We start from the raw sequence: 26,051 nt of genomic DNA, 5'->3' as shown, positions 1-26,051 counted from the left end.
CTCATTGGTGATGCCAGTCGGTGTCCTCGTGCGCTAGCTGCCCATGAGGAAGCCGACGATTGTGAAGGCGGCGGACACGATGATCACGCCGACGAGGAGTCGGCCGAGCCAGCCGCCGATCTCGCCGCCCTCGCCGCGGCGGGCGGAGACGGTCATGGTGACGCCGAGGATGATCAGGCCGACGACGGCGACGCCGAGGCCGACCCACTTGGCCCAGCCCATGACGGTGGTGAAGGCCTCGAATCCGGGGGGCATGCCGCCGGGGCCCGGGTCGGGCACGACCGCGCCGAGCGCACCGGCGGCCGTGATCAGCTCGGAGGTGAGAGCGAGTGCAGACATGTAGGTACTCCGTTTTCTGTGTTGGTGGTGCGGGGGTGTTCGGTGCCGCCGGTTGGGGCTCCGAAGAGGTCCGGTTATCCGGTGATGAGTGGACCGTCCGCGAACCCGACATCGAAGTGCAGGTGGTTCGGGGTGTCTGTGAACTGCGTGATGTGCTCATAGCTGGTCGAGCGGCACTGAATTTGCCCGGCGCGAGAGCCCGCGGGCACCTGCGGGTCGAGGACGTCGAGGAGCTTGAGCGCGTTCGCGTCGCAACCGGTCGTCGCGGTGTTATCGAAAGAGAAGAAGTCGACCGCGTGGCCGCCGCCGTCGATCCAGTGCGAGGAGCCGGTGCCGGCGCCCAGGAGGGATTCGGTGCACTGGCGGTTGAGGTCGGAGACGCCCACCTTTTCGAACGTGTTCAGAGCGATCGTGATGATCTGGAGGATCCGCACGTCGATGCCGCAGTTCTCCTTCGCGGTGCCGGCGGCCATGTCGCGGATCTGCTGCGCGTACCTTTCCTCGAGCAGTCGCAGGCGCCCCTCTTCTATCGCCGTCACGAGGCCGGCTGCGAGGGCCTGCGCGTCGCCAGATACGTCGACGCATCCACCGATCGGCGCAGCCGTCGCAGGTGCGGTGCTGGCCGGCGTAGACGGAACATCGACCGGTGCAGCGGTCGTCGCAGGTGCGGTCGTGCTGCTGCCGAGGCCGTTGAGGTAGGTCATGATCCCCACGGCGTCGGCGCGGTACTTCGTGTAGTGGCTCGGGTCGGCGTTGCGCTGGACCTTGTTGATCGCGATCGAGGGCTCCATCGACTGCCAGCCCTCGATCGCGACGAGGCGGTCGTAGAAGAAGCCCGCCGAGGTGGTCGGGTCCATTCGCTGCTCAACGGTGCCCCAGCTCGACTGCTGCTGGAACAGTCCGATCGAGTCGGCAACTGACCCGTCCGGGTTGATCGCACCGTCCCCGTAGGTGATGTTCACCAGGGATGACTCCCCGATCGCTGTCTGCACGCCGAGCGTCTGCCCGTCCGCGCCGAGCCCCTTCGCGGCTCCCGCGTTCACGATCAGTGCAGCGTTCACGAGCTGGTCGTGCCCGTAGGCGCCGACCTTCGCGTCCGCAGGGATGGCGGAGACGTTGACGGGCCCCCCGCCCGGCAGGCATGCCGCGGCAGCAGAGCCGCCGAAGAACAGCACCCACAACAGCATTGCGACCGCCACGACGGGCACCATGACCGCCGCCAGTACCCCCATTCCACCCTTCTGCATTCGGCTATTCCGAGGCCAGAGGGGTGATCTGCTCGACGGCCCAGGGAGTGCTCTCGCTGGTGCGGTGGACGTACACGGAGTACTCCCCCGCGTCGGTGGGGACGAGGATGCGCATCGTAAACGCGCCGTCACCGTCGCGGACGGTCGCAGCGCCCGTGAGGCTCGTGCAGGGCACGTTTGCCGGGTCGACCGTCTCGTAGGCCCCTGCCGCCCGCTGGCTCAAAAACGGGTAGAGCTCGCTGATCCAGGTGTCGTAACCGAGCGTTGGACGGCAGAACGCCACCACCGCTTCCGTCGCAATCGCGACGGCTGAGCTCATGAGAGACGGTTCTGGGGACGGCTCCGTGTCGACCGGTTGTACGCCCTCAGAGGTCGGCGTCGGCGATGAGAGTCGGGTGTTGGGGAGAGGTGAGGCGGTCTGCGGTGACTCGTTCTCACGTGACGCCTCACCTGGCGAAGTCGACGAGCAGCCGCTCACGAGGAGGGAGGCGATGAGGGCGAGCAAGACGGTTGAGTACCGAGACGAAGAAGCGGGCACCCGACAAAACTACCGATTTCGGTAGCTATTGCAACCCGGCTCGGTTACCGAAATGGGCTTATATCATCTTTGGTACATTCCAGGGGTGGCTAGACGACCGGCGCCGGGACCGACGGACTTTTCGCGACGCGTGGTCCGCGCGGTCGAGACGCTCCGCGATCGTGCACGGCTGACCAACACTGAACTCATCCGTGCTGCAGGCATCTCGGCGAACTACTTCTACATCCGTCTGCGCGGCGAAGCGCCGTTCACCACCAACGACATCGAGAAGCTCGCTGGAGCCTTCGGGGTCGAACCGTACGAAGTGCTGCAGCTCGCGTCTTCTCCGAACCCGGAAGACGGTGGCGGAGAGCTCACTGCTGAGCGCATCGACGGCAGGGAGTTCGCTCGAAGACTCCGATTCCTCGCCGAAGGGCCGACGAGTGCGGATGCTCAGATTTTCACGCTTGACGCCCTCGTTCAGTCCATCCGCGGTCGCGACATCAGCTTCGAGCCGAAGGACTGGGATGAGCTGCTTGAGCTGGAGGGCTCCACGCGGCTCCCGGTCAATCTGCTCGTCGGTCTCAGCGAGTTCTTCGGCGTCAGCTACGAGTACCTGACTGCAAGGCGTGAAGACGAAGCCAGCGAGCTCATCGAAGCGGAGATCCGCTTCCACCGGGCGCTACTGGCTACCGGAGCCACCTCGGTCAGTGCTCGAGCGCTTGGGGGCATGAACGCGAAGCAGCTCGCCGCCGTGACCAAGGCGATTCTGTCGATCGAGCGAACTCCGAAGGAGCGCACTACCGAATGAGCACCACCCAGAGCAACGAAGCCCTGTGGTTCGAACACGCCGACGTCGCCACACGCACGACGCAGACGTTCGAGGAGAATCGGTTCCAGGACGATCAGACCCTGGATGCCCTCCTCAAGCATGTCTCTGACCTGCACGGCAAACCGATCCACGTCGATGCCATCGACGACGATGACTGGCAGACGCTCACAGCTCTCTGGGTCGATTTCCCCGACGAGGCCCAGATTCTCTACCGCTCGACCGATACCCGGCTCTACCAGATGCACTGCATCCTGCACGAACTCGCTCATATCGCCCTCCGCCACCCCGGCTGCAACGTCCTTGGGGACGACTCTTCCGTCGCCTCCTATCGGGGGACGAACGGAGTCGTGCGCGGCCGGCTCCTAGAAGCAGGCGGCTTGGAGGACCTCGAGAACGTCGATGGGGACCGGCGCATCCTCGAAGGCGAAGCAGAGCACCTCGCCCATCTTCTTTCCCGCTCACTCCTGCGTCCTCGTTTCCGGGAGGACGAGGAGGTCTTCGGGTAGATGCAGGCTCTAGCCCTGATCGCTCTTGCGGTCCTCGCCGTCGTCTTCGTCGCCCGGATCCCCGCTGCTGTCTCCCAGCCCTCGAGCCGGTTGTCCTGGCTCGCGAGCGGAGTCGGCTCCCTTGCGCTCCTCACCCGAGTCCACCCCGGAATGGACCGGTTCCTCGGTGGCGAGAACTACATCAACCTCGCCCAGAACGTCCTGGCGACCACCGCGTTCTGGTTGGTCATGCGAGCAGCCCTCCTTCAGTCCCGCAGCACCCCGCGATTCTGGACGAGGAAGCTCATCCTCGCCGCCATGCTCGTGTCCTTCGTCGTGCCGTTCCTGTTCATCACCGACAAGGAACCCACCTCGAAAACTTTCATCACCGAGCACATCTCCCAGACAAGTTCCTGGCTTTACGCCAGCATCTACATGACGGCGATCCTCGCCATCTCGACGATGCTCCTGCTTGGTCTCCGTCGCAGAAAAGCGCGCTCCTACGGCTTCTTCGTCGCAGGCAGCAGCCTCGTCATCCTCGCCTGCATCGACGAGATCATCGTCTTGTCCCTCGACCACTTCGAGATCACCGACCTCGGTTTCCGCGTCCTCCTGCGGAACGCGTTCGACTTCCTGTTCTACTGCGGCGTGATCCTCATCGTCACCGGAATCGCCTCATTCACTCTGCAGAAGGCCATGCGCGAGGCACGACTCAGTCGGCATGCACGGCGACTTCGCCGCCTCGCCGGCAGACTCGCGGTGACGCCGACTACGAACGGGTCAAGTCGCGCTCGAGACGAATCATCGATCGCGGTCGTGTACGACCTGGTCATCGCGCTACGCGACTTCGAGAACGCTCACCGCGGCCGTCTGACACCAGCCGACGCTCGTCACGTTGCAGCGGCGGAGGCCATCGTGATGGAACAGCTCCCCTCCCCCGCGACCACAAGAGCTTGGACTCGATGAGCGCCCGGCAAGGCGGCGTGAGAGCTGTCGTAGGAGTAGCGGGAGCCGCTGTGACTGCCCTGTCCCTGCTGGCAGGCGTCGGTGTCGTCCTGGGGCGGCGAGTCGTGATGCCCGGGCGCAAGAGGACCGTGCAGGTCCTCTCGGCGACCCCGGACAGCCTCACTCTCCACGCCACGCCCGAAACCCTTCACGACGGCGAGTACGGCTTCTGGTTCGACTCCGATTGGGGCCACGCGCTCGTCGGCCGGATCCTTCATCACGACGCGATCGAGCGGACCGTTCGGCGCGAGGTTCTTCGAGTCACCGGCGGCGATCTCTCTACCGCTCACGAAGGCCGATGGACCGGGCACGTCTTCGCACGTCCTGAGGACATCGACCCGCGCGTGCGCGAGATTCACGTCGACGCGCCAACAGGCCCATGTCCGGCGTGGCTCTTCCCGTCGACCGGCGGCGAGGGCGAAACAACCTGGGCGATCCACGTGCACGGCATACGCACCACCCGCATCACCGCGCTGCGCTCAGTCCCGGCAGCACGCAAGCTCGGCTACACGTCGCTCGTTCCTTCGTTCCGAGGTGACGGAGATGGGCCACCAGCGAAGAACAGGGCGTCGACTCTCGGTCAAACCGAATGGGATGACGTCGATGCTGCGATCAACTACGCCGTGGAGCACGGAGCGCACAGCATCGTTCTGTTCGGCTGGTCCCTCGGTGGCGGCATCGCACTTCAACTCACCGAGCGGTCTCGACACCGCCAACTCATCACCGCCCTCGTCCTCATCGCGCCCGCCACCGACTGGCGGCAGGTCATTCGGGCTGGAGCGCGCCGTGCTCATCTGCCATCGGCGGTGGGTGCGCTTGGGACGTTCGCGCTCTCCACTCGCCCCCTCAGCGCCCTCGTAGGACTTCCCGGGCCCATCGATTTCGATGCCCTGGACTGGACCAAAGGACCGAGACTCACCGTTCCGACCCTCCTCATCCACTCAGAAGGAGATCGGGAGGTGCCTGCCTCGTTGTCACGGGCCTTCGTGAGCGTGAACGCCGAGCGGAGCGCGCTAGCCCTGCTCCCGCCCGCTGCGCATGCCTGGGAGTACAACGTCGCGCCGGACGTATTCGACGCCTCGGTTCGTGAGTGGTTGCAGAGTCCTGGCTGACCCTCTGGACGGTGTACCTGAATCGGTACGGGGGCGGCACCTATTTTGGTAGAGTGCCGACATGGTTGTTCGACGGGAGTCTCATGCCCCGGCAGGTAGTGGCCGTCACGGCGCGACTTGGGCTGACGCCCCTGTCCCTCGGCAGCAATCGCGCCTAATCCCGGGATTGATCCGCCCTACGCGCGGCGTGGCGCGCACAATCCCGGGGTTAAATCACCACTCTGGTGGCATGGCTCCGATCAAGCAGAAGCGACGCGCGCGCAACGGCGCCGTCACCGTGCCCGTCGAGTTTCAGATGCCTCACGTGCTGAAGGACGACGTCGACGGCGCCGCCAAGGCCTCAGGCGTCTCCCGCTCGCTGTACTTCGAGCTTCTGGCAGATCAGCTCCGCGACTCCACCGGGCGCCTGCCCGTGCTGGCACCGACGTTCGATATCGACCAGGAGGCGCACATCTCCGCCGCTTAAACGAAGGAGGCCCGCCGAAGCGGGCCTCACCAAGTTTCGTAGCTCGTACCCCGACACCGACCAAAGCAACGGGTCCGAGCTAATCAAGTCACCACCCTCACGGGAGGCTTCTCTATGCCCGAAAGATTACACGACGGGCTGAGAGATTCAATGATGGATCTTTCGGCGCGCCGTAGCAGCTCGTCGACGCTCGGCGGTGACGCATGGTCCCTGACGCGTCGGCTGAGCCCGCGCGGCACTGTCCGGACGATGCGCCGCGACGCCTACGGGCGCGTGGATGAGAACGCGTATCCCATGGCGTTCCTGATTTCTCCAGTCGCCCCGAGCACTCCCTGGGCGGTCTACCTTGCGGACGACACAGGCACGTTCCGGCTGCTCTGCTTCGACTTCGACGGCAAGGACTCCCACGGCGTCGACGCCGACCTCATGGAGCAGGCCGCAGACGACTGCGACGCGCTCTCCGCCGTTCTGGACGCGCACCATGTGGCCCACCTGGTGTGCCAGTCCTCAGGGACCGGCGGCCGGCACCTGTGGATCGCACTCGCCGAGGGTGCGCCGGCCGAGTTGGTGGCTCAGTTGGCGATCGCTGCTCGCGCGAACTTCCGCACGCTGGATCACGGGATGCTCTGCAACCCCCGCACCGGCGCCGCTCGACCGCCGCTGTCCCCGCACCGCGACGGCAGTTTCTCGAGCGTTCTCCGCGGCCGCGTGGAGGAGCTGCTGGACGCGACCGTCACCGTGGCCGCGGTCGAGTCCGTGACTACTGCGCTGCAAGCGTCCCGCCCGCCCCGGTCTGTCGACGCCGCTCCCCCGGTCGCCGCGACGACTGCGCATCGGGCGCACCGCCAGCTCAGCGCTGCCGGCGCCGGGCACATGGCGACGGCGGGTGGCGGCGCGAATCCGTCGTGGACGGCGTTCATGTGTCTGCTCTCCGCGGCGCACGCCGGCTGGTCCTTGACCGACGTCGAGCACGCCGCGCGGACCGCTCCCGGGATGGAGCACTTCCGGACCAAGAACACCGGTCGCGGCCACCGCCGTCCGCGCTCGCGGGACGAAGCGGCCGAGCGCCTGACGCGGCAGTGGCAGAAGGCGCTCCAGTACGCGGCGCTGCACGCCGTTCTCCCGTCCGAGCGCGAGCCGGGCGACCTGGTGGAGCTGGAGAGCCTCGTCGGCTCCGTCAGCGCTCTCCTCGAGCGGTTCCGGGTGAGCCCGGGCCGGTGGGGCCGGAGTGAGCGGGCGACGTCGGAGAAGACGATTCTCACCGCGCTGGCCTACCTGACCCTGCACACCGGCAAGCGCACCGTCGCCGCGTCCATCCGAGACCTCGCCCTCCTCGCGGGCCTGGGCCGCACCACCGCGGCCAGCGCCCTGCGGACTCTCCGCGAAGACGGCTACGTGCAGCTCGCCGTCCGCGCGGACGGCTCGAACGCCAGCGAATGGCGATTGTCCGAACACTTCTCCACAGGCTCACTGCAAGGTCCGGCCACATCCATTAATAACCCCCGCCCCCCCGGTCCGATCTTCACCGAACGAACCATGCTCCTCACCATGCTCGAAGTAGACCTCACCGACACCCGGCACGATCTCTTCACTCGCGCTGGCCTGGGACACCTGGCAGGAAAGACCTACGCTCTGCTGCGTCGCGAAGGGACCCTCGCCCTCGACGCCGCCGCCACGCTGCTCGGAGTCACCACCCGCACCGCCGCCACTGCTCTCTCCCGCCTACGCACACACCGGCTGATCATCAAGCACACGACCGGGTGGACCCGCGCCAAGCGCGACCTCCGCACTGCCGCAGCTCGCATCCTCGGCGTCGACGGAGCCCTCGCAGATCGCGCCCACCGCTACGACGTCGAGCGCGAGGTCTGGGCCTGGTGGCAAGCCGAACTGACCCACCGCTCCTCCTCCCCCAGGCAACGCCCACGACGCCGACACGTGTCGAGCCGACCCCTGTTCGAGGACACCACTCCCGGTGAGCGCATCTGGCCGCTCTACCCCCGCGACGCCGCCGGCCGCGGCGATCACCGCGAGGCGCTGCACTGGGGACGCACCGGCATGCTCGCTCCCGGATCGCTCTGGTGGTCCTCCACCGCTGCCTAGCCCCGACGTTGCCCCTCGACGTCGACATGGATTCCCGACGAGCTCGACGCGCCCGAGACGGCTCCACCCAGCGGCCGAACCATTGGTGCCCAGGAGCGCTGTCGGACCCTCCGACTTACACTCGACCTACATCGAACAGATGTTCGAACACAATAGGAGGTATCGAGATGAGTGTGACGATCGTGGAGCGGATCTCGACTCCGGCGCTGGACGCCGTGGCGATCGCATTCCTCGTCGCCGGCGACGCGGTAGCCGCTGGGTTCCCCTCCCCTGCGCAGGACTACTTCGACGGCTCCCTCGACCTCAACGACCACCTCATCCGCGACAAGACGTCGACCTTCATCGTCCGCGTCTCCGGGGAGAGCATGATCGGCGCCGGCATCAGCGACGGCGACGAACTGGTGGTCGATCGCTCCCTCTCCCCCAAGCACGGCAACGTCGTCGTCGCGATCCTCGACGGCGAACTCACCGTCAAACGCCTCGAACTCTCCCCCGGCGGCGTCATCCTGCGGGCCGAGAACTCCGAGTACTCGTCGATCCTCGTCCCCGAGCTCAGCGACCTCCAGATCTGGGGCGTCGTCACCGTCTGCCTCCACCACCTCCACCGTGCGCTCGGAACAGCGCAAGCGTCATCCTCACCAACCTCTCCCCCAAGAACTCCCACGACTTCCTCGACGTCTTCGACCCCGCCCTCGACACCAAGGGCCTCGGCGCGACCATCGATGCCGTGACCAAGCGCCACGGCCGCTCCGCTGTCGGCGTCGGACTCGCCGGGATCCCCAAGGGACCCGTCCGGACGATGAAGCGCGGCGCGCTCTCCCGACGCTCCACAACCCCTTGGGGCGAACTGGCGACGGCGTTCGCGCACTGACCGCAGCTGCAGGCGTACGGAGACGTGAACCACATTGCGGTGTGACTTCCAAACTTCGGAAGATCCAAAAATCCAAAGTCTGTAACTTTGTTCCCACGTTACCGTGCCGTCGTCTGTAAGTTTCAGAATCACGAACTCTGTAAGTCACTTCGTAAGACGGGAGCTCAGTGCGTCAGGGAGACGGAAGAGGACCGATCTACAGAGTTACAGACTTTGTAATTCTGTAGATCACAGACTTAGCTGACGGCCGAAGTTGCCGGAAGCGGCAGCGGGGAAGTTCCGCGTGCCACCTGGACCTAGTGGAACGAACCGAGCTCAAGCGTTAGAAGAGAGCTGCGTCGCAAGCATCTGTCGATGGCCCAGCGCTGCTCGGAGGGCGACCACGTGCAACTCGGACCATTGAGGGTAGCGGTCGACCACGTACTTCGTAAGTTACAGACTTCCGAAGTTTGGGATCTTGAGCCGAACTTTGGTAGTCTGTAACTAGGGAAGTGAGAGGAGCATCCATGCGCATCGTGTCCCTGGCAAATCAGAAAGGCGGGGTCGGGAAGACGACGAGTCTGATGAACCTTGCGGCCGTCGCCGCCAAGAACGCGCGAGTGCTCGTGGTCGACGTCGACCCCCAACAGTCGACCACCATGTGGGCGGCTCGGGCGGGGGAGCGGCTGCCCTTCGACTTCGCGGAGAACACCGACCCCAACACGCTCACACGCCTGCGGGAGCTGCCGTACGACGTGGTCTTCGTAGATACACCAGGGAACCTGACTGATACGGCGATCCTCGGTGCCGTTCTCGATGTCTCCGACTTCGCCATCGTGCCCATGGTTCCAGAAGCGCTTGCTGTCGATCCGACGCGCAACACGATCAGCAAGCTCATCGAGCCGCGCGATGTTCCGTACCGAGTCCTGCTCGGCAAGGTGGACATGCGTGTACCGAACCTCCTCGAAGACTGGGTCAATCTCGTGGATGTAACCCTCAAGCTCCCTCGCTTCAAGCAACACATCCGACAGTACAAATCGATCAGCGATTCGCCGCTCACCGGAGACGTTGTGACGCAGTACCCCGACACCAGGCAAACCGCCAATGCGATCTACGACTACAACGCAGTCGCCCTGGAGCTCACCTCCATCTGGGCGCACTCGACCACGAGGAGCTCCTAATGGCCCGTCAGGACCTCAGCGCAATGCTGTCTACGCCGCCTCAGGCGGATCTGTCTCTCACTCCCCCCGAAGCATCCCCAGAGGTGGTGAAGCCTCTTCAGCCGTCGAAGTCGCCGGGAGTGGAAGACGACGCCTCTGCAACTCGACAGGACCCGGTTGAGGGAGCCGGCTACCGGTCCTTCGCCAGGAAAGAAGCGAAGATCCGAGACGATCAGTACACCGCGCTGACTGCGCACGCGCGTCGACTCACGCGAACCAGGCCCGCCGGGACCGAGCGAATCACGGAGAACACCCTCATCCGAGTGGCGATCGATCTTCTTCTCGAGAGACGTGATCAGATCGCGGGCGGGTCAGAGGCCGAGATTCGGAAGTCTGTTGGTCTGTAAGTAACAGACTTGGGGGAGACGTCCACGGCCGCCATCCTTGAGCACGCCCTCCGCTTGGGTCTTTTCACAGACCGTGACGGTCCTTTGATAGAATGATCTATAGGAGGTGGTTGCCATGGCGATCGCTCAGATGCCCGATGGGGACACCGTTCGCCGGCTGCGCAGCCGTCAGGTCGTGACGAGAGTGTCGTACCTGCGGGAGCTGCGCCGGGCCGCGCAGGACACCACGCAGAGGCAGCTCGCGCGTCTGATCGGTATCTCTCAGCCCTCCGTGAACAGTGCTTTGAAGTCCGCGGCCGCTGTGCCGGACGTGCGCCCCGGCTTCTCCGGCGCGACCACGTACGAAATAGCCCAGCGTTACGACGCGGGCGAGCTGACGCGCGAGCAGACCATCGATGAGCTCGGCCGCTGGTCCTATCGACCCGGCTCGCCCAGCGACGGCTTCGACTGGACGACCGCGGACGCGGGGGAGTTCGAGGACGTCGGGCGCGCGTTCAGTGAGCACCTGATCGACGCGGAGATGTACGACGAGATCCTGACTCGCTACAGCGAGCAAGGTCGGTGACGGGCGAGGACTCGTCAGCGATCGCCGCGCACTGCGAGACGGTGCGCGAGTGGGCTCGGGCCGGTGGCCCGCTGAGCCCTACCAGCGATCGGGCGACGGTCAATAACCGCGACTGGTTCGTCCGCGAACCTGACGGCGTGGATCGGCCGCGCGCCGCGCGGCGGCAGTTGCACGACCGCCTGGTCGCCGCCTGGTCGCCGCCTACCGCGACGAGTTCCCCGACGTCCGCGCGGAGCGGAAGGCGATCATCCTCGCTGGCCCGCCCGGGGCCGGGAAGTCGACCGTGCTCGCGGACGTGCTCGGCGCCGACCGCGGCGTTCACCGTTGACGCGGACGAGTTCAAGCGCGCCCTGCTCACGGAGGCGATCAAGGACGGCAGCTACGACCGCGCGATCATGCCGTCCGAGGTTCGCGCCGCTGAGGCGGCGGGGGAGCGGTTCTTCCCGCTCGAGCTGGCCTCCCTCGTGCACGAGGAGTCCTCGCAGCTCGCGATCCGCGTCCGCAACGAAGCGGTGCGGGACGGGCTGAACGTCGTGATCGACACCGTGCTCTCCTCGCCTGAGAAGGCCGTCGAGCTGGGGCAGCGACTCGGATCCGTCGGCTACAGCGTCGAGGTCATCGACGTGGAGGTCCCGTTCGAGCTGTCGGAGTCGCGGATCGCCGGCCGCTGGCAGCAGTCCTACGAACGCGCCCTCGACGGCGCCGACGAGCTCGGTGGCCGATGGGTGCCCAGCGAGTACGCCCGCGGCGTCTACGCCGGCCCCCGGCGGCCGCTCCCTCCCCGAGGTCGCCGCCGAGCAGCTGGCCGACACCGGACTGACCGTTATGCGCTACCGGCGCTACAGCACCTCCGCCGAAGGGCAGCCGCGCACGCTCGACGTCGATAAGTCGCGCACCGCGTTCGGAGAACCCCTAATCGACACGGCCCTCGCACAAGCACGAGCGACCGTCACCCGCAGCTTCCCCACCACGACGCCGACGCAGGCGCCGGACCGCGGCGACCGAAGCCGTTAGACCCACTGCCGGCGGCGCCCGTCAGCAGCTTGCGCTCTTCCTCTACCCGTTCCGGGGGTCGCTAGATGCGGTACCGGCGAAATCGGGGGAGGGAGGCTAGGCACGCTTGCCCGAGAAGTACCGCCAGGAGATGTGGACGGTCAGGACGAACGAGGCACCCGTCGCGCTCACTTCTGCGGGAGTCGACTCCGTGATCGTTCCCTCGTAGGACTGGCGATTAAACCCCTCAGACAACGGGAGGCCGCTGACCTGGAAGCGGGAGGCGGCTACGAGTGTCCAACGCACGGTCGCCGCTCCCTGAGCACCTCCCCCGGGGAGGTTGCGCCCGCCGCCGCCGGTGAGTTCGCCGCCCTGCATTAGGTCGACCCCGACGAGGGAGTCAACGACCGTTCCTCCCGGGCCGAACATGTCGTTGGTGGCGAGGAACTCATCCACGGCAGCGGCTGCCGCCTGCTGGTCGGTGTCGTTCAGAGCGAACACGATTCCGCCGCCGAAGAGACAGACGGTCGAGAGCTCAGACGCCGATCCGAAGAGCTGGTTCCCTCCTCCCTCTGAGAAGCACCAGTCCTCTGTCGCGCGCGCCACCTCGCGCACACCCGGCGTGATGCTCACTGCCATCGCCTCATCGAACAGCGGACGGGTATCCACTCGCGCTGCGGAGACGACTGACGAGGTCGGTGAAGGGCCGGGGACGTCACCGACGCATCCCGAGAGCAGTGCCACAACGGCCGAGAGTGAGACCAGGCCCGAGAACCGGCGTCGATCCGTGCGACGGAGGGCGCGTCGCGGAGGCATGCGCCCACCGTAGGGCGCTGCTGATCGTTCTTCCGCTACCCGTTCCGGGGGCCGCTAGATGCGGCACCGGCGATGCCGGGGGAGGGAGGCCGCTGCGCGGCCCATTCCCCTGCGTTTTCTTCACCTCTCCGCGGTTTCAACCTATTTCGCTCCAGCGGCTGCGTGCCACCGATCCCAGACGCGCCCTGCGGGCTTATTTCGCCCGTGATCGGCGTCACTCCGCCGCCTCCACTCAAACGGTCTTCCCCGCCGGAGAGGCAAAGAAAAACGATCAGCCAGAGGGAGACACACCATGAGCCAGCAGCGCGGCACCCGTACCGAGGTCATCAAGGGCGAGTACCACGGCCCCGGGGCGGAGGGCATCAGCCGGACCGCGCGTCAGGTGGTCATCGTCGGCGCCGGTGGCAACGACCCGGTGACCGAGCAGACGCCCGCCGTGCGCCTGGTCACCCGCAGCGGTGGTCGCGCGGTGGCCGGGGTGACGTTGCAGCACTTCGAGCCCGTCGCGCCGCTGCCCGCGGATCGCATCGGCTACACGGCTTCCGGTGCCTATGTCGTCGTGCCGGTCGCGGTCGCCCGAGCGCTCGACCTGTACCCCGCCGCCTACTCGCTGCACGACCGCAGCGAGACGCCCGCCGACTACCTCGCCAACGACTGATCATCGACCCTAGAAGGAGAACCGACATGCTCACCATCACCCACACCCCCGAGGCCGGAACGATCATCGAGGGCACCAGCCGCGGCGACGGCACCGCCGAGATCCTCAAGGCGAACGGCTGGCGCTGGGGCCGCTCCATCGGCGCCTGGTACGTCCCGCAATCCCGCGACCGCCTCCCGAAGTGGTGGACCATCAACCGTGCCGCGACCGCGCTGCGCGAGGCCGGCCACGAGGTCACGATCGACGCTGACGAGACGTTCCGGCCCACTGCCGAGGTCGAGGCGGACAAGACCGAGCGCCAGGCCGCCCGCGTCGACGCGCTCGACGCGAAGGCCGACCGGCGCGCCGCGGACGCGGACAACGCCGACACGGCCGCGCGCCGCGCACTCGACCGGCTCCCCGAGGGAGGCGAGCCGATCAAGATCGGCCACCACTCCGAGAACCGGCACCGCAACGCGATCGCCAAGGCGGATGCCGCGATGGGCCGCAGCGTCGAGGCCGACCGCGAAGCCACCCGCGCCCGTGCCCGCGCCGACGTCGCAGCCAAGATCACCGATCACCGCTACGCGCCCGGAATGGTCGCCCGCCGCATCGACCGGATCGCAACCGACATTCGCGGGTACAGCCGGAAGATCGAGGGCAGCTCGCACAACTTCGGCGGCGGGTACATCGAGACGACCAGCCCCGCGACCGGTGCCTACCGGGAGCGACTGCTGACCCAGCGGGCGCAGCTCGAGGACGAGCACGCCTACTGGACCGCGGTCCGCGAGGCGCAGGCCGCCGCCGGAGAGGTCACGATCCACAGCCGCGACACGATCGCCAAGGGCGACCTGATCAAGCACCGGTTCGGCTGGCACGTCGTAACCCGCGTGAACCCCAAGAGCGTGACCGTCGCGCTCGACTGGAACGACGGAACCCGCCCCTACAAGGTGAACTACGCCGACGTGCAGGGACACCACACCGCCGCCGAAGTCGAGGCAGCCCGTACCGCCGCCACCGAGGCGGCCGCCGCGAGCTGAACGGTTGCGAGCTACCTACCTAGATACCTAGGTAGGTAGCTCGTGAGGGGCGGGCCCCTCACACTCCCCAGGATTCCCGTTCCGGGAGGCACGAGCTGCGCTCGTGTCACTGCGGGTCACGTCAGACGCAGTGCCTCGCGTATTGCGCCGTCGTACTGCTCCCTCTCGAAGGTGAGGGTACGAACAAGCTCTCCGTTCGGACACCATCCGGCGAACTCGTCGGTCACGCCGAAGCCAAGCCGCCGGCTGAGCCGGCCGAGAAACGTTGATGGAGGTGGAAGCGGTCGAAGAGTCTCTGACTCCCAGCGGGAGTCTTTCCACTGGACGATCTCGTCGCTGCGCAGGAGTTCTGCGCTGAAGAGGATGCCGCAGCTGGAGTCGCCGCAGGACGCGCAGCTGGCCAGCGCGATCCGGCCAGGAAGCATGGCCGTGACGACCGATGGTCCTTCTCCGAGAAGCGAGAGGAGGAACGGATGCCACTCGCCCCAGGGAGCCGTGAAGACGTCACCCGTACCCTCCGGATCGTCGTCGGTCACGAAATCCCCGATGGGACGTCCGTCGAGGGTGATGTCCGGTTCTTCCGTCACGCTCGAGGTGACGACCGCTATCACCGTGCGTTCTCTCATGGACACATCGTGACATCGGCGGCCGCGGGCGGTCCGGCTATGACAAGGCGGGCGCGAGCTGCGCTCGTGCAGCGGCGACGGAGCGCCGCCAGGAGGTCGCCCGGCTGCGCCGGCCGCCGTTGGTCGCCCTACGGGCTCACACCCTTTTTTGCCGTGAAGCCTTCGGCGGCTCCCTCCGCTTCGCTGCGGTCGTAGCTACCTACGGGCTCCGTTCAAGTGGCTGCGCCACCGGCTCCTCCGAGACTTTCGGCACGCGGGAGCTTTGCTCCCTCACATCGCGCCGAAACTCTCTCCACCGCCGCCCTGCGGGTTGCACTGCGCCCTCCGGTTGCTAGGGCGGAGAACCGCCTTCCTTACCGTTATTTCCGTGGATCCGGGGCAGTTGTAGGCTCCGGAACGCGCCAGGGGTCCCGGGTATGGCTGACCGCCTTCAGCCGACTGATGGCACGCCGTGATTAGCCGCCCGGGACCCCGCAACGGCAGGACCGCTCATTGAGAAACGCGACCAGATCGCCCCGTAAGGACATGCCGGCAAGGTCGTTCACGGCGCACCGCACCCTCAACGGAAGGACCCTGCGTGCCCCAACTCTGGGCCGGTATCGACGCCGGCAAGACCGAACACCACTGCGTCGTCATCGACGCCAACGGAACCAAGCTGCTCTCCCAACGGTTCAAGAACCGAGAAACGGCGATCCTGACCCTGATGGGAGACGTCGCCTCCCTGCCAGGCGGCACCGACGTCGCCTGGGCAACGGACCTCAACCACGGCGGGACAGGGCTGCTGCAGACGCTCCTGCACTCGCATGCGCAGCCGCTGTTCTACATCTCGGGCCGCGTCGTGCATCACGCCTCGGGCGCCTACCGCGGCGAAGCCAAAACAGACGCGAAGGACGCGGTCATCATCGCCGACCAAGCGCGGACCCGGCGAGACGTGACGCTGATGCGCCAGGCCGACGAGGTCACGGCGGAACTGCGCCTGCTCTCGGCGCGACGAGAAGACCTGGTGCACGATCGCACCCGCGCCGTGAATCGCCTGCGCGCCATCCTGGTCCACTACTTTCCGTCGCTCGAGGGGGCATTCAACTACGCGACGACCAGGGGACCTCTGGTGCTGCTCACCCGGTACGCGACCCCCGGTGCGATCCGGCGCATGGGGGAGAGCCGGCTGGCGGCGTGGTTGAAGGGACAGGGCTGCTGGAAATCCGCGGCGGTCGCGAAGACGGCGGTGGAAGCCGCGCGCGAGCAGACATCGGTCGTCGTGGGGGAGGGGGCAGCGGCTCGGCTGGTGAGCCGGTCCGCGCGTGATCTCCTCCGCATCCGCGACGAGGTCGCCGAGCTCGACGGGGAGATCGAAGCCGCTTTGCAGGACAGCAGATCCGCGGATCTTCTGGTGTCGATTCCTGGGTTCGGGCGCAGGCTCGCCGCGGATTTCCTTGCCGCGACCGGTACTGACCTCGCCGCGTTCGAGACGCCCGACCGGTTGGCCAGCTTCGCGGGTCTCGCTCCCGTGCCGCGGGACTCCGGGAAGATCTCCGGCAACCATCACCGGCCACGTCGCTATGACCGGCGGCTGTTGAACGCCTGCTTCCAGGCGGCGTTCATCGCGTCGAGGAACTGCCCGGTCTCGCGCTCGTTCTACGATCGGAAACGCCAGGAGGGGAAGTCGCACAAGCAGGCTCTGATCGCTCTCGCCCGGCGCCGTATGAACGTCATCTGGGCGATCTTCCGTGACCAGACGACCTTCAACCCCACCCCGCCCCGGCCGAACGATCCCGTCACCCCGCTTCTGCAGCAGGGTCCAGAGTCGCCATCGAGGAGCAGACCCACCATCGCCCTTGCGGCCGCCTGACGCGTCTAGGTGAGGAGTTCGGTCTGGATCCGGGCGGCGACGGCCTCGCGGAGGGGGCGGACGTTCTCGGTGCTCCAGTCGGTCGGGTCGGGGAACTTCCACTCCAGGAATCGGCCGGTCGGCGTTGCGGGGAGGGTGAGGCCGGGCTTCATGGTGATGACGATGTCCGCGTTCTCGAGGTCCTCGACGGTGACGGCGCGGGGGATGTGGTTCCTGATGTCGAGGCCGAGCTCGGCGACGGTCGCAGCGATCGCGGGGTTCACCGTCTCGGCGGGGGAGAGACCGGCGGAGGTGGCGGTGTAGCGGTCGCCGGCGAGGACTTCGAGCAGGCCTGCGCCGAGTTGGGAGCGGCCGGCGTTGTGCTGGCAGAGGAAGAGGACGGTGGGCTTCTCGGTCATGCGGGGATGCTGCTTCCGGTGGTGGTGCGGGTCCAGGTCTGGGTGGCGATCTGCACGGCGTCCCAGGGGGAGCCGAGCGGGGGTGTGTAGGAGAGGTCGAGGTCGGAGACCTGCTCGACGGTGAGCCCGGCGAACAGGGCGGTCGCGTACGTGTCGACGCGCTTGGCGGTCTCGGTGCCGAGGCGTCCGACGAGCTGCGCGCCGAGCAGACGTCCGTCGCGGGTGTCGCCGGTGATGCGGATCGTGATGGGCTGCGCGCCCGGGTAGTAGCGCTTGTGGTCGTCCGCGACCGCGCTCGTCGTCGCCGGCGCGAAGCCCGCGGCGAGGGCCTCGTGCTCGCGAAGGCCGGTGCGGGAGGCGACGAGGTCGAAGACCTTCACGACCTGCGTGCCGACCGAGCCGGCGAACCGGGCATCGCCGCCGAGAGCGTTCTCGCCGGCCACCCGTCCCTGCTTGTGGGCCGTGGTGCCCAGCGGCAGGTAGGTGCTGCCGAGCAGACGGTGGTGCGTGGTCACTCCGTCGCCTGCCGCGAACACGTGCGGCAGGCCCGTGCGCATCGCCTCGTCGACGACGACCGCGCGGCCGGCGCCGAGAGACGCTCCGGCGCGGGCGAGCAGGTCGGTGTTCGGCTTCACGCCGACGACGAGGAGGACGACGTCAGCGGTGCGGGTGAGAGGTGTGCCGTCGTGGTCGGCGTGCACGGCGAGGCCGGTGGCGGTCTTCTCGATCGAGGCGACGGTGGTGCGGGTGAGAATCTCGACGCCGCGCTCGGTCAGTTCGGTGTGGACGAGGGCGCCGAGTTCGGGGTCGAGGGTGGAGAGCACTTCCGGGCCGCGCTGGAGCTGGGTGACTCGGAGGCCGCGGACGGTGAGGGCTTCGGCCATCTCGAGGCCGACGTAGCCGGCGCCGACGATGATCGCGGTCTGCGGGTCTCGACTGTCGAGGAACCGCTCGAGCGCGAAGGTGTCGCCCATCGAGTGCAGCACGTGCACTCCGTCCTCCGGCCCCAGTGCGTCCACTCCCGCGATGCCGGCGGAGGAGGCGAGGGCGCCGGTGCCGACGATCAGCTCGTCGTACCCGATCCGGTCGAGCGAGCAGTCGGGGGTGCGGACGGTGAGCTGCTGCCCGGCGACGTCGATGTCCGTCGCGAAGGTGTCCAGGCGCAGGGTCATGCCGGTGGCTTCGAGATCGGCGTGGCTGCGGTGCGCAAGCGACTGCCATGGCTGCACCTCGCGGGAGAAGTAGTACGGGATCCCGCAGATGGAGAAGTTCGGGTACGAGTCGGCGACGACGACGGTCACGTCGACGGACGGGTCGAGCTCGCGGGCGCGCAGCGCGGCGGAGATCCCCGCGTCGCTGCCGCCGATAGCGACGAGATGCATCAGATGGGCCTTTCGAATCAGACGTGTGAAGAGGTCGAGGTGGCCGGGACCACAAGGTCCCCGGCGGCCCGGGCGGCGCCCGGGAAGAGGAACACGGCGATGCCGACGCCGATCGCGGCGCCGACGAGCTGCGCAGCGACGAACGGCAGGACGGAGGCGGGGGCGATGCCGGCGAAGGTGTCGGTGAAGACGCGGCCGAGAGTCACGGCGGGATTCGCGAACGAGGTCGAGGACGTGAACCAGTACGCGGCACCGATGTACGCGCCGACCGCGGCCGCCGCGAGCGGGCCTCGGTGCGTACGGGCGAGGGAGAGGATCACGAGGACCAGGCCCGCGGTGGCGACGACCTCCCCGAGCAGGTGCCCGGCAGTGACCCGCTCCGTCGTCGCGATCGAGGACGGGATTTCGAACATCGCATTCGCGAGGACCGCGCCGCCGATGCCTCCGAGCAGCTGCGCGCCCACGAACACCGCCAGCTCCCGCCCCAGCAGGCCGGTGCGGTCGCGACGACCGAGGACCGCGTCCACGGCGGAGACGAGCGGATTGAAGTGCGCCCCCGACACCGGGCCGAGAGTGAGGATCAGCACCGCCAGCCCCAGCGCGGTCGCGAGGGAGTTCTCCAGCAGTTGCAGACCGACGTCGTCCGGGGAGAGCGTCTGAGCGGCGATGCCGGAGCCGACGACGATCGCCACGAGCAGACCGGTGCCGAGGAACTCGGCCACGGCCCGACGAGCGAGCGGAGGAGGGGAAGTGGTGTCCATGTCGTCGGCCATCTTGACCGCTCATGATCACTCAGTCAAGATTGAGTCAATGAACACCGAGCGAACCGAACTCGAAGCGCGCGCCGCCCGGCACGCCGCCCTCAGCGACCCCGCGCGCCTGCGGATCACCGACCTGCTCACCCTCGGAGACCTCGCGCCGCGGGAGCTGCAGGACCGTCTTGGGATGCCCTCGAACCTCGTCGCGCACCACCTCGCCGTCCTCGAGCGCGAAGGCATGATCCTCCGTCGCCGCTCGGAGGCGGACCGGCGCCGCAGCTACGTCCATCTGATCCCCGGGGCGTTCGACCAGCTCGGGCCCTCGACCACCGCCGCAGCGCGGCGAGTGCTGTTCGTGTGCACCGCGAACTCCGCCCGCTCCAAGCTCGCCGCGCAGCTCTGGGCGCAGCGCAGCCCCATCCCCGTCGCCTCCGCCGGCACCCACCCGGCCGCCGCGGTGGCCGCCGGAGCGATTGCGACCGCCGAACGCCACGGCCTCCCGCTACCCGAAGGAGCCCCGCAGCAGCTCGCGGACGTCGCCGCCGACACAGACCTCGTGATCACCGTCTGCGACGCCGCGCACGAGGAACTCGGCTCGGACGCGCTGCACTGGTCGATCCCCGACCCGGTACCTGCCGGCACGGATGCCGCGTTCGATGCGGCCTACGACGAGCTCGCCGCGCGCGTCGACGCTCTCGCGGCGAGGGTCACGGCCGCCTGATCAGACGCGGGTGAGCATCCCGGCGAGGGAGTCGAGCGCGCCGGGGACGAGGGAGAAGTACGCCCACGTGCCGCGCTTCTCGCGGGCCAGGATCCCGGCGTCCACGAGGATCTTCAAGTGGTGCGACACGGTCGGCTGACTCAGCCCGACCGGCTCCGTGAAGTCGCACACGCACACCTCGCCCGAGCTGCTCGACGCCACGATCGACACCAGGCGGAGCCTCGCCGGATCCGCCATCGCCTTCAACGCTCGCGCCAGCAGCTCCGCGCCCTCGGCGCTCAGCGGCTCGCGCGCGAGCGGCGCGCAGCACGCGGCCGCCGCCGCGGTGAGAGTCAGCTCGGTCGTCGCCATGCCTCCACCCTCCCACACATTGACAGCCATCGATATGCCGGGGCAGACTCGATCCATCGATGACCGTCGATGTTGAGGAGTGCACCTGATGACCCTGCTGCTGACCGTCCCGCCCCGCACCGACGAGCGCCGCCTCACCGGCCTGCCCGTCGCCGTCATCGGCGCCGGCCCCGTGGGTCTCGCCGCCGCCGCGCAGCTGCTCGAGCGCGGCCTCGACGTCATCGTCTACGAGGCGGGTGAGAGCGCAGGTGCCGCTGTGCAGCAGTGGGGTCACACTCGCTTGTTCTCCCCGTGGGAGTTCCTGGTCGACGCGGCCGCCGGGCGCCTGCTCGACGCCGCCGGCTGGGAGGCCCCCGCAGCGAAGAAGCTGCCCACCGGGCACGAGTTCGTCCGCGACTACCTCGCTCCTCTCGCCGCGACCCCGGAGCTCGCCCCGGTCATCCGCTACCGCTCCCGTGTCACCGCCGTCTCTCGTGAGGGCATGGATCGCACCCGCTCCACCGGCCGCGCTGCGACCCCGTTCCTGCTGCGCCTGGACACTCCGGAGGGCGCCGTCGACGTCACCGCGCGCGCGGTCATCGACACCTCCGGCACCTACTCCACGCCCAACGCGCTCGCCTCCGCGGGCCTTGACCCAATCGGTGTCCTTGATGTCGCGGAGCACCTCAGCCACGCACTGCCGGACGTGCTCGGTGCGGACCGTGCCCGGTTCGCCGGGAAAAGCGTCCTCGTCGTCGGCGCCGGCCACTCCGCCGCGAACACCCTGATCAAGCTCGCTCGACTCGCCCGCGAGGAACCGGAGACGAGGATCACGTGGGCGATCCGCGGCACGAGCCCGGTGCGCGTCTTCGGCTCCGGCGACGACGAGCTCGAGGAGCGCGGCAAGCTCGGCGGCACCGTCCACCAGCTCGTCCGCGACGGCGCGATCACCCTCCTGGACCGCTTCGAAATCGACCGCCTCGAGAAGACCCCCTCCGGCGGCGTCACGGTGATGGGGCGCCGCCGGAAGGAGCGCGAGAGCGTGGAAGTCGATGTCGTGGTGCAGGCCACCGGGTTCCGGCCCGACCTCGACATGCTGCGCGAGATCCGCGTCTCCCTGGACGAGATCGTGGAAGCACCCCGCGCCCTCGCCTCGCTCATCGACCCGAACCTGCACTCCTGCGGCACCGTCGACCCCCACGGCGTCGCGGAACTCGCCCACCCCGAGCCGAACTTCTTCATCGCCGGGATGAAGTCGTACGGCCGTGCGCCGACCTTCCTGCTCGCCACCGGCTACGAGCAGGTCCGCTCCATCGCGGACGAACTCGCCGGCGATCACGCCGCCGCCCGGCGCGTCCAGCTCGTGCTCCCCGAAACCGGCGTCTGCTCCACCGACATCGGATCCGCCGGAGGGAGCTGCTGCTCATGACCGCGATCCGGCCGATGACCCCCGGAGACTGGGCGGCGGTCGAGACGATCTACCGCGAGGGGATCGCGACTGGGCACGCCACCTTCGAGGCCGAACCGCCCACGCGGGAGGCGTTCGACGCGGGGAAGCTCGACGTCGGGCGCCTGGTCGCCGTCGACGGAGAACAGATCCTCGGCTGGGCCGCGTTGTCGAAGGTCTCGGCCCGCCCCGTCTACCGGGGCGTGGTCGAGCACTCCGTCTACATCGCCGCCGCTGCACGTGGCCGCGGCGTCGGATCGAGGCTGCTGGCCGCGCTCATCGCCGCGGCGGACGACGCGGACCTGTGGACGATCCAGTCGAGCATCTTCCCCGAGAACACCGCCAGTCTCGCCCTCCACGACCACGCTGGATTCCGGCGTGTGGGCATCCGGGAGCGCATCGCGCAGATGACGTACGGGCCGGAGGCTGGCCGCTGGCGCGACACGATCCTCATCGAGCGGCGGCGCCCGTGACGCCGTGACTCGTCCAGGATCCGCGTGTATCGTGATCGTCACAACGGGCCGGTTCCCGGAACGTTGCCAGCCGAAGACCCCGCCTAGCGGGGTCTTCGTTTTTAAGGCGTCCAGATCCGGTCGTGCGACGTCGACGCGTCGATCAGAGCGCCCAGGCGCGTCATCGTCGCCGCGGACTTCGGGTGCGTCTCCGTCACCGTCTGCCGACGCCGGTGCAGGTAGATCGCGAGGTCGGCCGCCTGCACCCCGGCGGCGTTCCTCGAGGACGCGAACTGGATCGGGGAGGAAATCAGGTTAAGGCGGCTCGTCAGGTAGCCCGGCGTGCCCAGTGACCGGTAGCTCTCGAACTGCCGCCGGTGCTCCTCCTGCGTCGCGATCTCGTCGGCGACGACGATCACCTCCTCGGTATCGAAGGAGAAGACGTCACGGCGGTACTCGTTCACCCGCTCGAGCAGGTGCTGCAGCACGATCTTGTGCGGCTGCTCCGGGTACCGGTACCGGGCGTTCAGGCGCTTCACGTCCACGCCCCGGAACAGGTAGCGGACTTCTGCCTCCTGCGCGATGCGCAGCGCGGCCGCGTAGATGCCCGCCGCCTCACGATGCTTCCCGCGCAGAGGAGCCCACTCGCCGGCGCCGCCCATCAGCTCGTGCCCGTGAAACTCGACATCCGCCGGCACCCCGTGATCCGCGGCGATCTGCTCCCGGAGAGCGGCGTAGCCGTGCTCGAGCTGCTCCCACTTCTCCTGTGTCGTCACGGCAGCGCCGATGAAGTAGAAGTCCTGTGTGTAGGACTCGTCCAGGTACGCGATCAGCACCCCGTCATCATGTCAGCGACCCCCGCCACCACTGGCGGCAGAACAGCCCGGACGGGCCGCTCCGGACAGCTCAAAGGCGCGAGCATGTCGCAGGAACACACATGCTCGGGGTGCATGGAGAGCACCCGATCGATCGGCTGTCACCGCTTGCGCGCGTCGGCGTCGAGGGTCTGCTGGAGAAGTCGGAGAGCCTTAGGTCCTACCCCATGGAGGGTCGCGAGGTGGTCCAGGCCCACCCGCCGCAGGTCGTCCGCATCGTGCACGCCCGCTTCCTCGAGCGCGCGGGAGGCCGGGGCGCCGATGGCGGGTAGCTGTCGAGACGGTTCCATAAGTCCGACCCTACGAACCGAACTGCTGCCCCGATAGCCGATGTCATCGCTCACCTCGGCACGCCTGCGCCAGGCTGCGGCGCTACTGCGGTCGTGTTCGTTCGCCTCATCCCACGGATCGCAGCGGATCGAACTGCCGTGAAGCCGTCGAAGGACAAGCGGGAACGCTTAGCCAGGGCGCCGGTATCCCGCTGCGTCGAGGACCGCCGGCGTCATTCAGGGCGGGTTGCGCACTTGAACGTCAGGAGCGGACGAGCCGCGCGATGGCGTCGGAGGCTTCTTGCAGCTTGATCTTCGCTTCGTCGCCGCCGGCTGCGGCGGCCTCGAGGACGCAGTGGTTCAGGTGGTCGTTCAGGAGACCGAGCGCGACGGACTCGAGGGCGCTGGTCATCGCGGAGATCTGGGTGAGGATCTTGATGCAGTACTGCTCGTCTTCAACCATGTTCTGCAGGCCGCGAGCCTGCCCCTCGATGCGGCGAAGGCGGCGGAGGTACTGGTCCTTGTCGGAGATGTAGCCGTGGGCGCCGGTGATGTCGGTCTGCTCGCTCGTCTGCTCGGTCACGGTGTCCTCATCCCCCGGGTGCTGGTGCAGCTCGTCCGCTGCTGCGCGGGGCGGACGGGTACGGAGGGGGTTTTCAGCCGCTCCGGCTGCTTTCTGCATACTCTAGGGGGGTATGCATGGGCGTCCCTTCTGATGCCCTCGGACGAGTGACGAGCAGTGTCGGAGGTGTGGATCATGAGCGACAGCGTCGTTTCTAAGCTGTCCGCGCCGCTGATGCGCGCGGTGGTCGTGGTGCTGACGTTGGCGGCTCTGCTGCTGGGCGTGTTCGCGATGCACTCGATGATGGGCAGCCATTCCGACGCGTCTGTGTCCGCAGGACACACGCATGCGCAGACCGATGCTCACGCCGACCCGGTAGCTGCGTCGACAGGCGGGATGGCTCTCGTGGCTGGCGCTGATCAGGGCGCGGTCGTGCCGATAGTGCCGTGTGATGACAGTTGCGCGATGGGGTGCGCTCTGATGGCGGCGACGTGCGTCATCGTCTTCTTCCTCGCGTCCCTGATCCTCCTGGCCCGGGTGCCGGCGCTGTTCGCGCGCGTGCTCGACGCGGGTCCGCGTCTTCTGCTGCTCGTTCCGCGCGCGAAGTTCCATGTGTATCTGCCGTCGTTGACGGTGTTGTCGATCAGTCGCACCTGATTCGCCTGTCGTCGCAGCGTCCGCTGCGACCTCATCACCCCGCCCGCAGGGCGCGGTTCCGGCGATTCCTGCTACCGACTGAACGGATACGACACTCATGAACACCAAGCGCACTCTTCTCGCCTCGACTCTCGCTCTGGCGACCGCAATTACTCTGGCCGCCTGCTCGGACAGCTCCGGCACGGGCGGCATGGAGGGGATGGACCACAGCAGCTCCTCCTCGTCCGCGTCCGCGTCGCCGTCTTCGACTGCTGCGGCGGAGGCGGACTTCAACGATCAGGACGTGATGTTCGCGCAGATGATGAAGCCCCACCACGAGCAGGCGGTGGAGATGGCCGACATGATCCTCGCGAAGGACGGCATCAGCACCGACGTCACCGACCTCGCGACCCAGATCAAGGAAGCGCAGGGTCCGGAGATCGCGCAGCTCGAGGAGTGGATCAGCGCGTGGGGCGCTGAGGACTCGATGTCGGGCATGGATCACAGCATGGACGGGATGATGTCCGACGAGGACATGTCCTCGCTGGAGAGCGCGACCGGCGCCGAGGCGGAGACGCTGTTCCTCGAGCAGATGATGATGCACCACGAGGGCGCCGTGGAGATGGCGCAGACCGAGGTCGACGAGGGCCAGAACGCGGACGCCATCGACATGGCGAACACGATCGTGCAGACCCAGACCGAGGAGATCGCAACCATGCAGGATCTCCTCGCGTCCCGCTGACCCGTCTTTCTGACGCCCCTTCCCCCTCCTGGGCAGGCGGAGCGCTGCTGCGTCGCGCCCGTGCGCGCTACCGCCGCGCCCCGGTGGGGGTCGCCGTACCTGGCGATCCCCACCCTCTACTTCTTCGCGCCCTCTGAGGGCGCTCGAACCAGAAACGTCCCCCTATGCACCGCCTTCCTCTTCACCCCCGTCCGCTTCGCTCGGGAGTCGCCCGGTGAGCGCCGCGTCGACGCCGACGAGCGACCCGCGCCGCCGCGACGTGCACCGCACCCGAACCCGCACCCGCGATGCCTCCCCGCGGCAGGCTGCGCTCACGCTCGGACGCCGGGTGACGTACACGGCGCCCTCGCGAGCCGACGCGCAGGCGTTGCAGCACGCCGCCCGCGTCGCGGCCCGCCCGCGCCCGGCCCCGCCGGGCACGGCCACGATGCGG

The 26,051-nt window shown here is 67.9% G+C and carries 30 protein-coding genes and 1 pseudogene; 20 read left to right on the top strand and 11 right to left on the bottom strand.

The genetic code is table 11. The annotated features are described in order from the left end of the window. Window positions 1–33: 33 nt before the first annotated feature. From C5C30_RS12395 to C5C30_RS12385, 3 genes are all read right to left on the bottom strand, one after another. Window positions 34–339 (bottom strand): hypothetical protein, encoded by a 306-nt coding sequence (locus C5C30_RS12395; RefSeq protein ID WP_104333837.1) that lies wholly within the window; start codon window positions 337–339, stop codon window positions 34–36. A gap of 74 nt (window positions 340–413) precedes the next feature. Beyond that, window positions 414–1,586, bottom strand: a complete 1,173-nt coding sequence (locus C5C30_RS12390; RefSeq protein WP_104333836.1) for a hypothetical protein — start codon at window positions 1,584–1,586, stop codon at window positions 414–416. 4 nt (window positions 1,587–1,590) lie between these two features. Continuing rightward, complete coding sequence (locus C5C30_RS12385; RefSeq protein ID WP_104333835.1) at window positions 1,591–1,905, bottom strand: hypothetical protein; 315 nt, start codon at window positions 1,903–1,905, stop codon at window positions 1,591–1,593. 304 nt (window positions 1,906–2,209) lie between these two features. On the opposite strand from C5C30_RS12385, the gene C5C30_RS12380 reads away from it, so the two are divergent. The 12 genes and pseudogenes from C5C30_RS12380 to C5C30_RS17360 all read left to right on the top strand — a co-directional run bounded on the left by C5C30_RS12380 (window position 2,210) and on the right by C5C30_RS17360 (window position 11,972). Beyond that, entirely contained in the window at window positions 2,210–2,914 is a 705-nt protein-coding gene (locus C5C30_RS12380) for a helix-turn-helix transcriptional regulator (RefSeq protein WP_146081535.1), read from the top strand. Next, window positions 2,911–3,441, top strand: a complete 531-nt coding sequence (locus C5C30_RS12375) for a hypothetical protein (protein WP_104333833.1) — start codon at window positions 2,911–2,913, stop codon at window positions 3,439–3,441. Before C5C30_RS12380 ends, C5C30_RS12375 begins: the two co-directional genes overlap by 4 nt. A 150-nt stretch (window positions 3,442–3,591) precedes the next feature. Beyond that, window positions 3,592–4,386: a hypothetical protein gene (locus C5C30_RS12370; protein ID WP_146081534.1), complete on the top strand. Its 795-nt coding sequence runs from the start codon at window positions 3,592–3,594 to the stop codon at window positions 4,384–4,386. Window positions 4,387–4,436: 50 nt separating this feature from the next. Further along, window positions 4,437–5,537, top strand: a complete 1,101-nt coding sequence (locus C5C30_RS12365) for a S9 family peptidase (protein WP_181131561.1) — start codon at window positions 4,437–4,439, stop codon at window positions 5,535–5,537. Window positions 5,538–5,766: 229 nt separating this feature from the next. Then, window positions 5,767–6,003, top strand: a complete 237-nt coding sequence (locus C5C30_RS12360) for a hypothetical protein (RefSeq protein WP_056045669.1) — start codon at window positions 5,767–5,769, stop codon at window positions 6,001–6,003. Window positions 6,004–6,252: 249 nt separating this feature from the next. Further along, a complete protein-coding gene (locus tag C5C30_RS12355) occupies window positions 6,253–8,103 on the top strand; it encodes a hypothetical protein (RefSeq protein WP_146081533.1) in 1,851 nt (616 codons plus the stop codon). A 167-nt stretch (window positions 8,104–8,270) separates the two neighbouring features. Beyond that, window positions 8,271–8,705, top strand: a pseudogene (locus C5C30_RS12350) (LexA family protein); the annotation flags it as partial. A 125-nt stretch (window positions 8,706–8,830) separates the two neighbouring features. After that, window positions 8,831–8,974, top strand: a complete 144-nt coding sequence (locus tag C5C30_RS18235; RefSeq protein ID WP_181131559.1) for a DUF4113 domain-containing protein — start codon at window positions 8,831–8,833, stop codon at window positions 8,972–8,974. Between the two features lie 506 nt (window positions 8,975–9,480). Further along, complete coding sequence (locus C5C30_RS12340; RefSeq protein WP_104333828.1) at window positions 9,481–10,134, top strand: ParA family protein; 654 nt, start codon at window positions 9,481–9,483, stop codon at window positions 10,132–10,134. Continuing rightward, window positions 10,134–10,520 (top strand): hypothetical protein, encoded by a 387-nt coding sequence (locus C5C30_RS17910; protein ID WP_219827800.1) that lies wholly within the window; start codon window positions 10,134–10,136, stop codon window positions 10,518–10,520. The genes C5C30_RS12340 and C5C30_RS17910 overlap by 1 nt, the downstream gene beginning before the upstream one ends. A gap of 115 nt (window positions 10,521–10,635) precedes the next feature. Continuing rightward, window positions 10,636–11,085: a winged helix-turn-helix domain-containing protein gene (locus C5C30_RS12330; protein ID WP_104333827.1), complete on the top strand. Its 450-nt coding sequence runs from the start codon at window positions 10,636–10,638 to the stop codon at window positions 11,083–11,085. 395 nt (window positions 11,086–11,480) lie between these two features. After that, complete coding sequence (locus C5C30_RS17360; protein WP_146081532.1) at window positions 11,481–11,972, top strand: zeta toxin family protein; 492 nt, start codon at window positions 11,481–11,483, stop codon at window positions 11,970–11,972. Between the two features lie 223 nt (window positions 11,973–12,195). Here the strand turns inward: C5C30_RS17360 and C5C30_RS12320 are convergent, their stop codons facing one another. Continuing rightward, on the bottom strand, window positions 12,196–12,717 hold the full coding sequence (locus C5C30_RS12320) for a hypothetical protein (RefSeq protein WP_104247894.1): 522 nt from the start codon (window positions 12,715–12,717) through the stop codon (window positions 12,196–12,198). Between the two features lie 469 nt (window positions 12,718–13,186). On the opposite strand from C5C30_RS12320, the gene C5C30_RS12315 reads away from it, so the two are divergent. Together C5C30_RS12315 and C5C30_RS12310 are read left to right on the top strand one after the other, a co-directional pair. Next, a complete protein-coding gene (locus tag C5C30_RS12315; protein ID WP_104333825.1) occupies window positions 13,187–13,552 on the top strand; it encodes a hypothetical protein in 366 nt (121 codons plus the stop codon). A 26-nt stretch (window positions 13,553–13,578) separates the two neighbouring features. Next, a complete protein-coding gene (locus tag C5C30_RS12310) occupies window positions 13,579–14,571 on the top strand; it encodes a DUF3560 domain-containing protein (protein WP_104333824.1) in 993 nt (330 codons plus the stop codon). A gap of 116 nt (window positions 14,572–14,687) precedes the next feature. Here the strand turns inward: C5C30_RS12310 and C5C30_RS12305 are convergent, their stop codons facing one another. Further along, window positions 14,688–15,197 carry a hypothetical protein gene (locus C5C30_RS12305; protein ID WP_104333823.1) on the bottom strand — a complete coding sequence of 170 codons (510 nt, stop codon included), beginning with the start codon at window positions 15,195–15,197 and terminating at the stop codon, window positions 14,688–14,690. A 577-nt stretch (window positions 15,198–15,774) separates the two neighbouring features. Here C5C30_RS12305 and C5C30_RS12300 point away from each other — a divergent pair. After that, window positions 15,775–17,046, top strand: a complete 1,272-nt coding sequence (locus tag C5C30_RS12300; RefSeq protein WP_258065931.1) for an IS110 family transposase — start codon at window positions 15,775–15,777, stop codon at window positions 17,044–17,046. 5 nt (window positions 17,047–17,051) lie between these two features. On the opposite strand, the gene C5C30_RS12295 is transcribed toward C5C30_RS12300, so the two are convergent. Genes C5C30_RS12295 through C5C30_RS12285 form a run of 3 tightly spaced genes read right to left on the bottom strand, consistent with a single transcriptional unit; the run spans window position 17,052 to window position 19,587 of the window. Further along, window positions 17,052–17,444 carry a low molecular weight phosphatase family protein gene (locus C5C30_RS12295; protein WP_055794495.1) on the bottom strand — a complete coding sequence of 131 codons (393 nt, stop codon included), beginning with the start codon at window positions 17,442–17,444 and terminating at the stop codon, window positions 17,052–17,054. After that, a complete protein-coding gene (locus C5C30_RS12290; protein ID WP_104333822.1) occupies window positions 17,441–18,826 on the bottom strand; it encodes an FAD-dependent oxidoreductase in 1,386 nt (461 codons plus the stop codon). Before C5C30_RS12290 ends, C5C30_RS12295 begins: the two co-directional genes overlap by 4 nt. A gap of 17 nt (window positions 18,827–18,843) precedes the next feature. Further along, a complete protein-coding gene (locus C5C30_RS12285; RefSeq protein ID WP_181028834.1) occupies window positions 18,844–19,587 on the bottom strand; it encodes an MIP/aquaporin family protein in 744 nt (247 codons plus the stop codon). Between the two features lie 49 nt (window positions 19,588–19,636). Between C5C30_RS12285 and C5C30_RS12280 the strand changes: the two genes are divergently transcribed. Further along, window positions 19,637–20,305: a helix-turn-helix domain-containing protein gene (locus C5C30_RS12280; RefSeq protein ID WP_055794490.1), complete on the top strand. Its 669-nt coding sequence runs from the start codon at window positions 19,637–19,639 to the stop codon at window positions 20,303–20,305. Here the strand turns inward: C5C30_RS12280 and C5C30_RS12275 are convergent, their stop codons facing one another. Beyond that, window positions 20,306–20,656, bottom strand: coding sequence for a helix-turn-helix transcriptional regulator (locus tag C5C30_RS12275; protein ID WP_055794488.1), 351 nt, complete (start codon window positions 20,654–20,656; stop codon window positions 20,306–20,308). A gap of 88 nt (window positions 20,657–20,744) precedes the next feature. Here C5C30_RS12275 and C5C30_RS12270 point away from each other — a divergent pair, with 88 nt between their 5' ends. Next, entirely contained in the window at window positions 20,745–22,064 is a 1,320-nt protein-coding gene (locus tag C5C30_RS12270; RefSeq protein ID WP_055794485.1) for an FAD-dependent oxidoreductase, read from the top strand. Next, window positions 22,061–22,555, top strand: coding sequence for a GNAT family N-acetyltransferase (locus C5C30_RS12265; RefSeq protein ID WP_104333821.1), 495 nt, complete (start codon window positions 22,061–22,063; stop codon window positions 22,553–22,555). The genes C5C30_RS12270 and C5C30_RS12265 overlap by 4 nt, the downstream gene beginning before the upstream one ends. Window positions 22,556–22,656: 101 nt before the next feature. On the opposite strand, the gene C5C30_RS12260 is transcribed toward C5C30_RS12265, so the two are convergent. Beyond that, window positions 22,657–23,370: a DUF3800 domain-containing protein gene (locus C5C30_RS12260; RefSeq protein WP_055794482.1), complete on the bottom strand. Its 714-nt coding sequence runs from the start codon at window positions 23,368–23,370 to the stop codon at window positions 22,657–22,659. A gap of 570 nt (window positions 23,371–23,940) precedes the next feature. Further along, window positions 23,941–24,261: a metal-sensitive transcriptional regulator gene (locus tag C5C30_RS12250; RefSeq protein ID WP_055794478.1), complete on the bottom strand. Its 321-nt coding sequence runs from the start codon at window positions 24,259–24,261 to the stop codon at window positions 23,941–23,943. A 174-nt stretch (window positions 24,262–24,435) separates the two neighbouring features. On the opposite strand from C5C30_RS12250, the gene C5C30_RS12245 reads away from it, so the two are divergent. Continuing rightward, entirely contained in the window at window positions 24,436–24,897 is a 462-nt protein-coding gene (locus C5C30_RS12245; RefSeq protein WP_146081531.1) for a hypothetical protein, read from the top strand. A 97-nt stretch (window positions 24,898–24,994) separates the two neighbouring features. Beyond that, the gene (locus C5C30_RS12240; RefSeq protein ID WP_055794475.1) at window positions 24,995–25,618 is read left to right on the top strand and encodes a DUF305 domain-containing protein; all 624 of its coding nucleotides are present in this window, start codon (window positions 24,995–24,997) and stop codon (window positions 25,616–25,618) included. The last annotated feature ends 433 nt before the right edge of the window (window positions 25,619–26,051 follow it).

Source organism: Rathayibacter sp. AY2B5 (genome assembly GCF_002931645.1).
Taxonomy (GTDB): Bacteria; Actinomycetota; Actinomycetes; order Actinomycetales; family Microbacteriaceae; genus Rathayibacter.
This window is presented reverse-complemented; position numbering and strand designations above follow the sequence as displayed.

Coding starts and splice junctions, on each gene's coding strand:
- C5C30_RS12395 (WP_104333837.1), bottom strand. CDS start 339: ATGTCTGCACTCGCTCTCACCTCCGAGCTGATCACGGCCGCCGGTGCG.
- C5C30_RS12390 (WP_104333836.1), bottom strand. CDS start 1,586: ATGCAGAAGGGTGGAATGGGGGTACTGGCGGCGGTCATGGTGCCCGTC.
- C5C30_RS12385 (WP_104333835.1), bottom strand. CDS start 1,905: ATGAGCTCAGCCGTCGCGATTGCGACGGAAGCGGTGGTGGCGTTCTGC.
- C5C30_RS12375 (WP_104333833.1), top strand. CDS start 2,911: ATGAGCACCACCCAGAGCAACGAAGCCCTGTGGTTCGAACACGCCGAC.
- C5C30_RS12370 (WP_146081534.1), top strand. CDS start 3,592: ATGGACCGGTTCCTCGGTGGCGAGAACTACATCAACCTCGCCCAGAAC.
- C5C30_RS12360 (WP_056045669.1), top strand. CDS start 5,767: ATGGCTCCGATCAAGCAGAAGCGACGCGCGCGCAACGGCGCCGTCACC.
- C5C30_RS12355 (WP_146081533.1), top strand. CDS start 6,253: ATGCGCCGCGACGCCTACGGGCGCGTGGATGAGAACGCGTATCCCATG.
- C5C30_RS12340 (WP_104333828.1), top strand. CDS start 9,481: ATGCGCATCGTGTCCCTGGCAAATCAGAAAGGCGGGGTCGGGAAGACG.
- C5C30_RS17910 (WP_219827800.1), top strand. CDS start 10,134: ATGGCCCGTCAGGACCTCAGCGCAATGCTGTCTACGCCGCCTCAGGCG.
- C5C30_RS12330 (WP_104333827.1), top strand. CDS start 10,636: ATGGCGATCGCTCAGATGCCCGATGGGGACACCGTTCGCCGGCTGCGC.
- C5C30_RS17360 (WP_146081532.1), top strand. CDS start 11,481: ATGCCGTCCGAGGTTCGCGCCGCTGAGGCGGCGGGGGAGCGGTTCTTC.
- C5C30_RS12320 (WP_104247894.1), bottom strand. CDS start 12,717: ATGGCAGTGAGCATCACGCCGGGTGTGCGCGAGGTGGCGCGCGCGACA.
- C5C30_RS12315 (WP_104333825.1), top strand. CDS start 13,187: ATGAGCCAGCAGCGCGGCACCCGTACCGAGGTCATCAAGGGCGAGTAC.
- C5C30_RS12310 (WP_104333824.1), top strand. CDS start 13,579: ATGCTCACCATCACCCACACCCCCGAGGCCGGAACGATCATCGAGGGC.
- C5C30_RS12305 (WP_104333823.1), bottom strand. CDS start 15,197: ATGAGAGAACGCACGGTGATAGCGGTCGTCACCTCGAGCGTGACGGAA.
- C5C30_RS12295 (WP_055794495.1), bottom strand. CDS start 17,444: ATGACCGAGAAGCCCACCGTCCTCTTCCTCTGCCAGCACAACGCCGGC.
- C5C30_RS12290 (WP_104333822.1), bottom strand. CDS start 18,826: ATGCATCTCGTCGCTATCGGCGGCAGCGACGCGGGGATCTCCGCCGCG.
- C5C30_RS12285 (WP_181028834.1), bottom strand. CDS start 19,587: ATGGACACCACTTCCCCTCCTCCGCTCGCTCGTCGGGCCGTGGCCGAG.
- C5C30_RS12280 (WP_055794490.1), top strand. CDS start 19,637: ATGAACACCGAGCGAACCGAACTCGAAGCGCGCGCCGCCCGGCACGCC.
- C5C30_RS12275 (WP_055794488.1), bottom strand. CDS start 20,656: ATGGCGACGACCGAGCTGACTCTCACCGCGGCGGCGGCCGCGTGCTGC.
- C5C30_RS12270 (WP_055794485.1), top strand. CDS start 20,745: ATGACCCTGCTGCTGACCGTCCCGCCCCGCACCGACGAGCGCCGCCTC.
- C5C30_RS12265 (WP_104333821.1), top strand. CDS start 22,061: ATGACCGCGATCCGGCCGATGACCCCCGGAGACTGGGCGGCGGTCGAG.
- C5C30_RS12245 (WP_146081531.1), top strand. CDS start 24,436: ATGAGCGACAGCGTCGTTTCTAAGCTGTCCGCGCCGCTGATGCGCGCG.
- C5C30_RS12240 (WP_055794475.1), top strand. CDS start 24,995: ATGAACACCAAGCGCACTCTTCTCGCCTCGACTCTCGCTCTGGCGACC.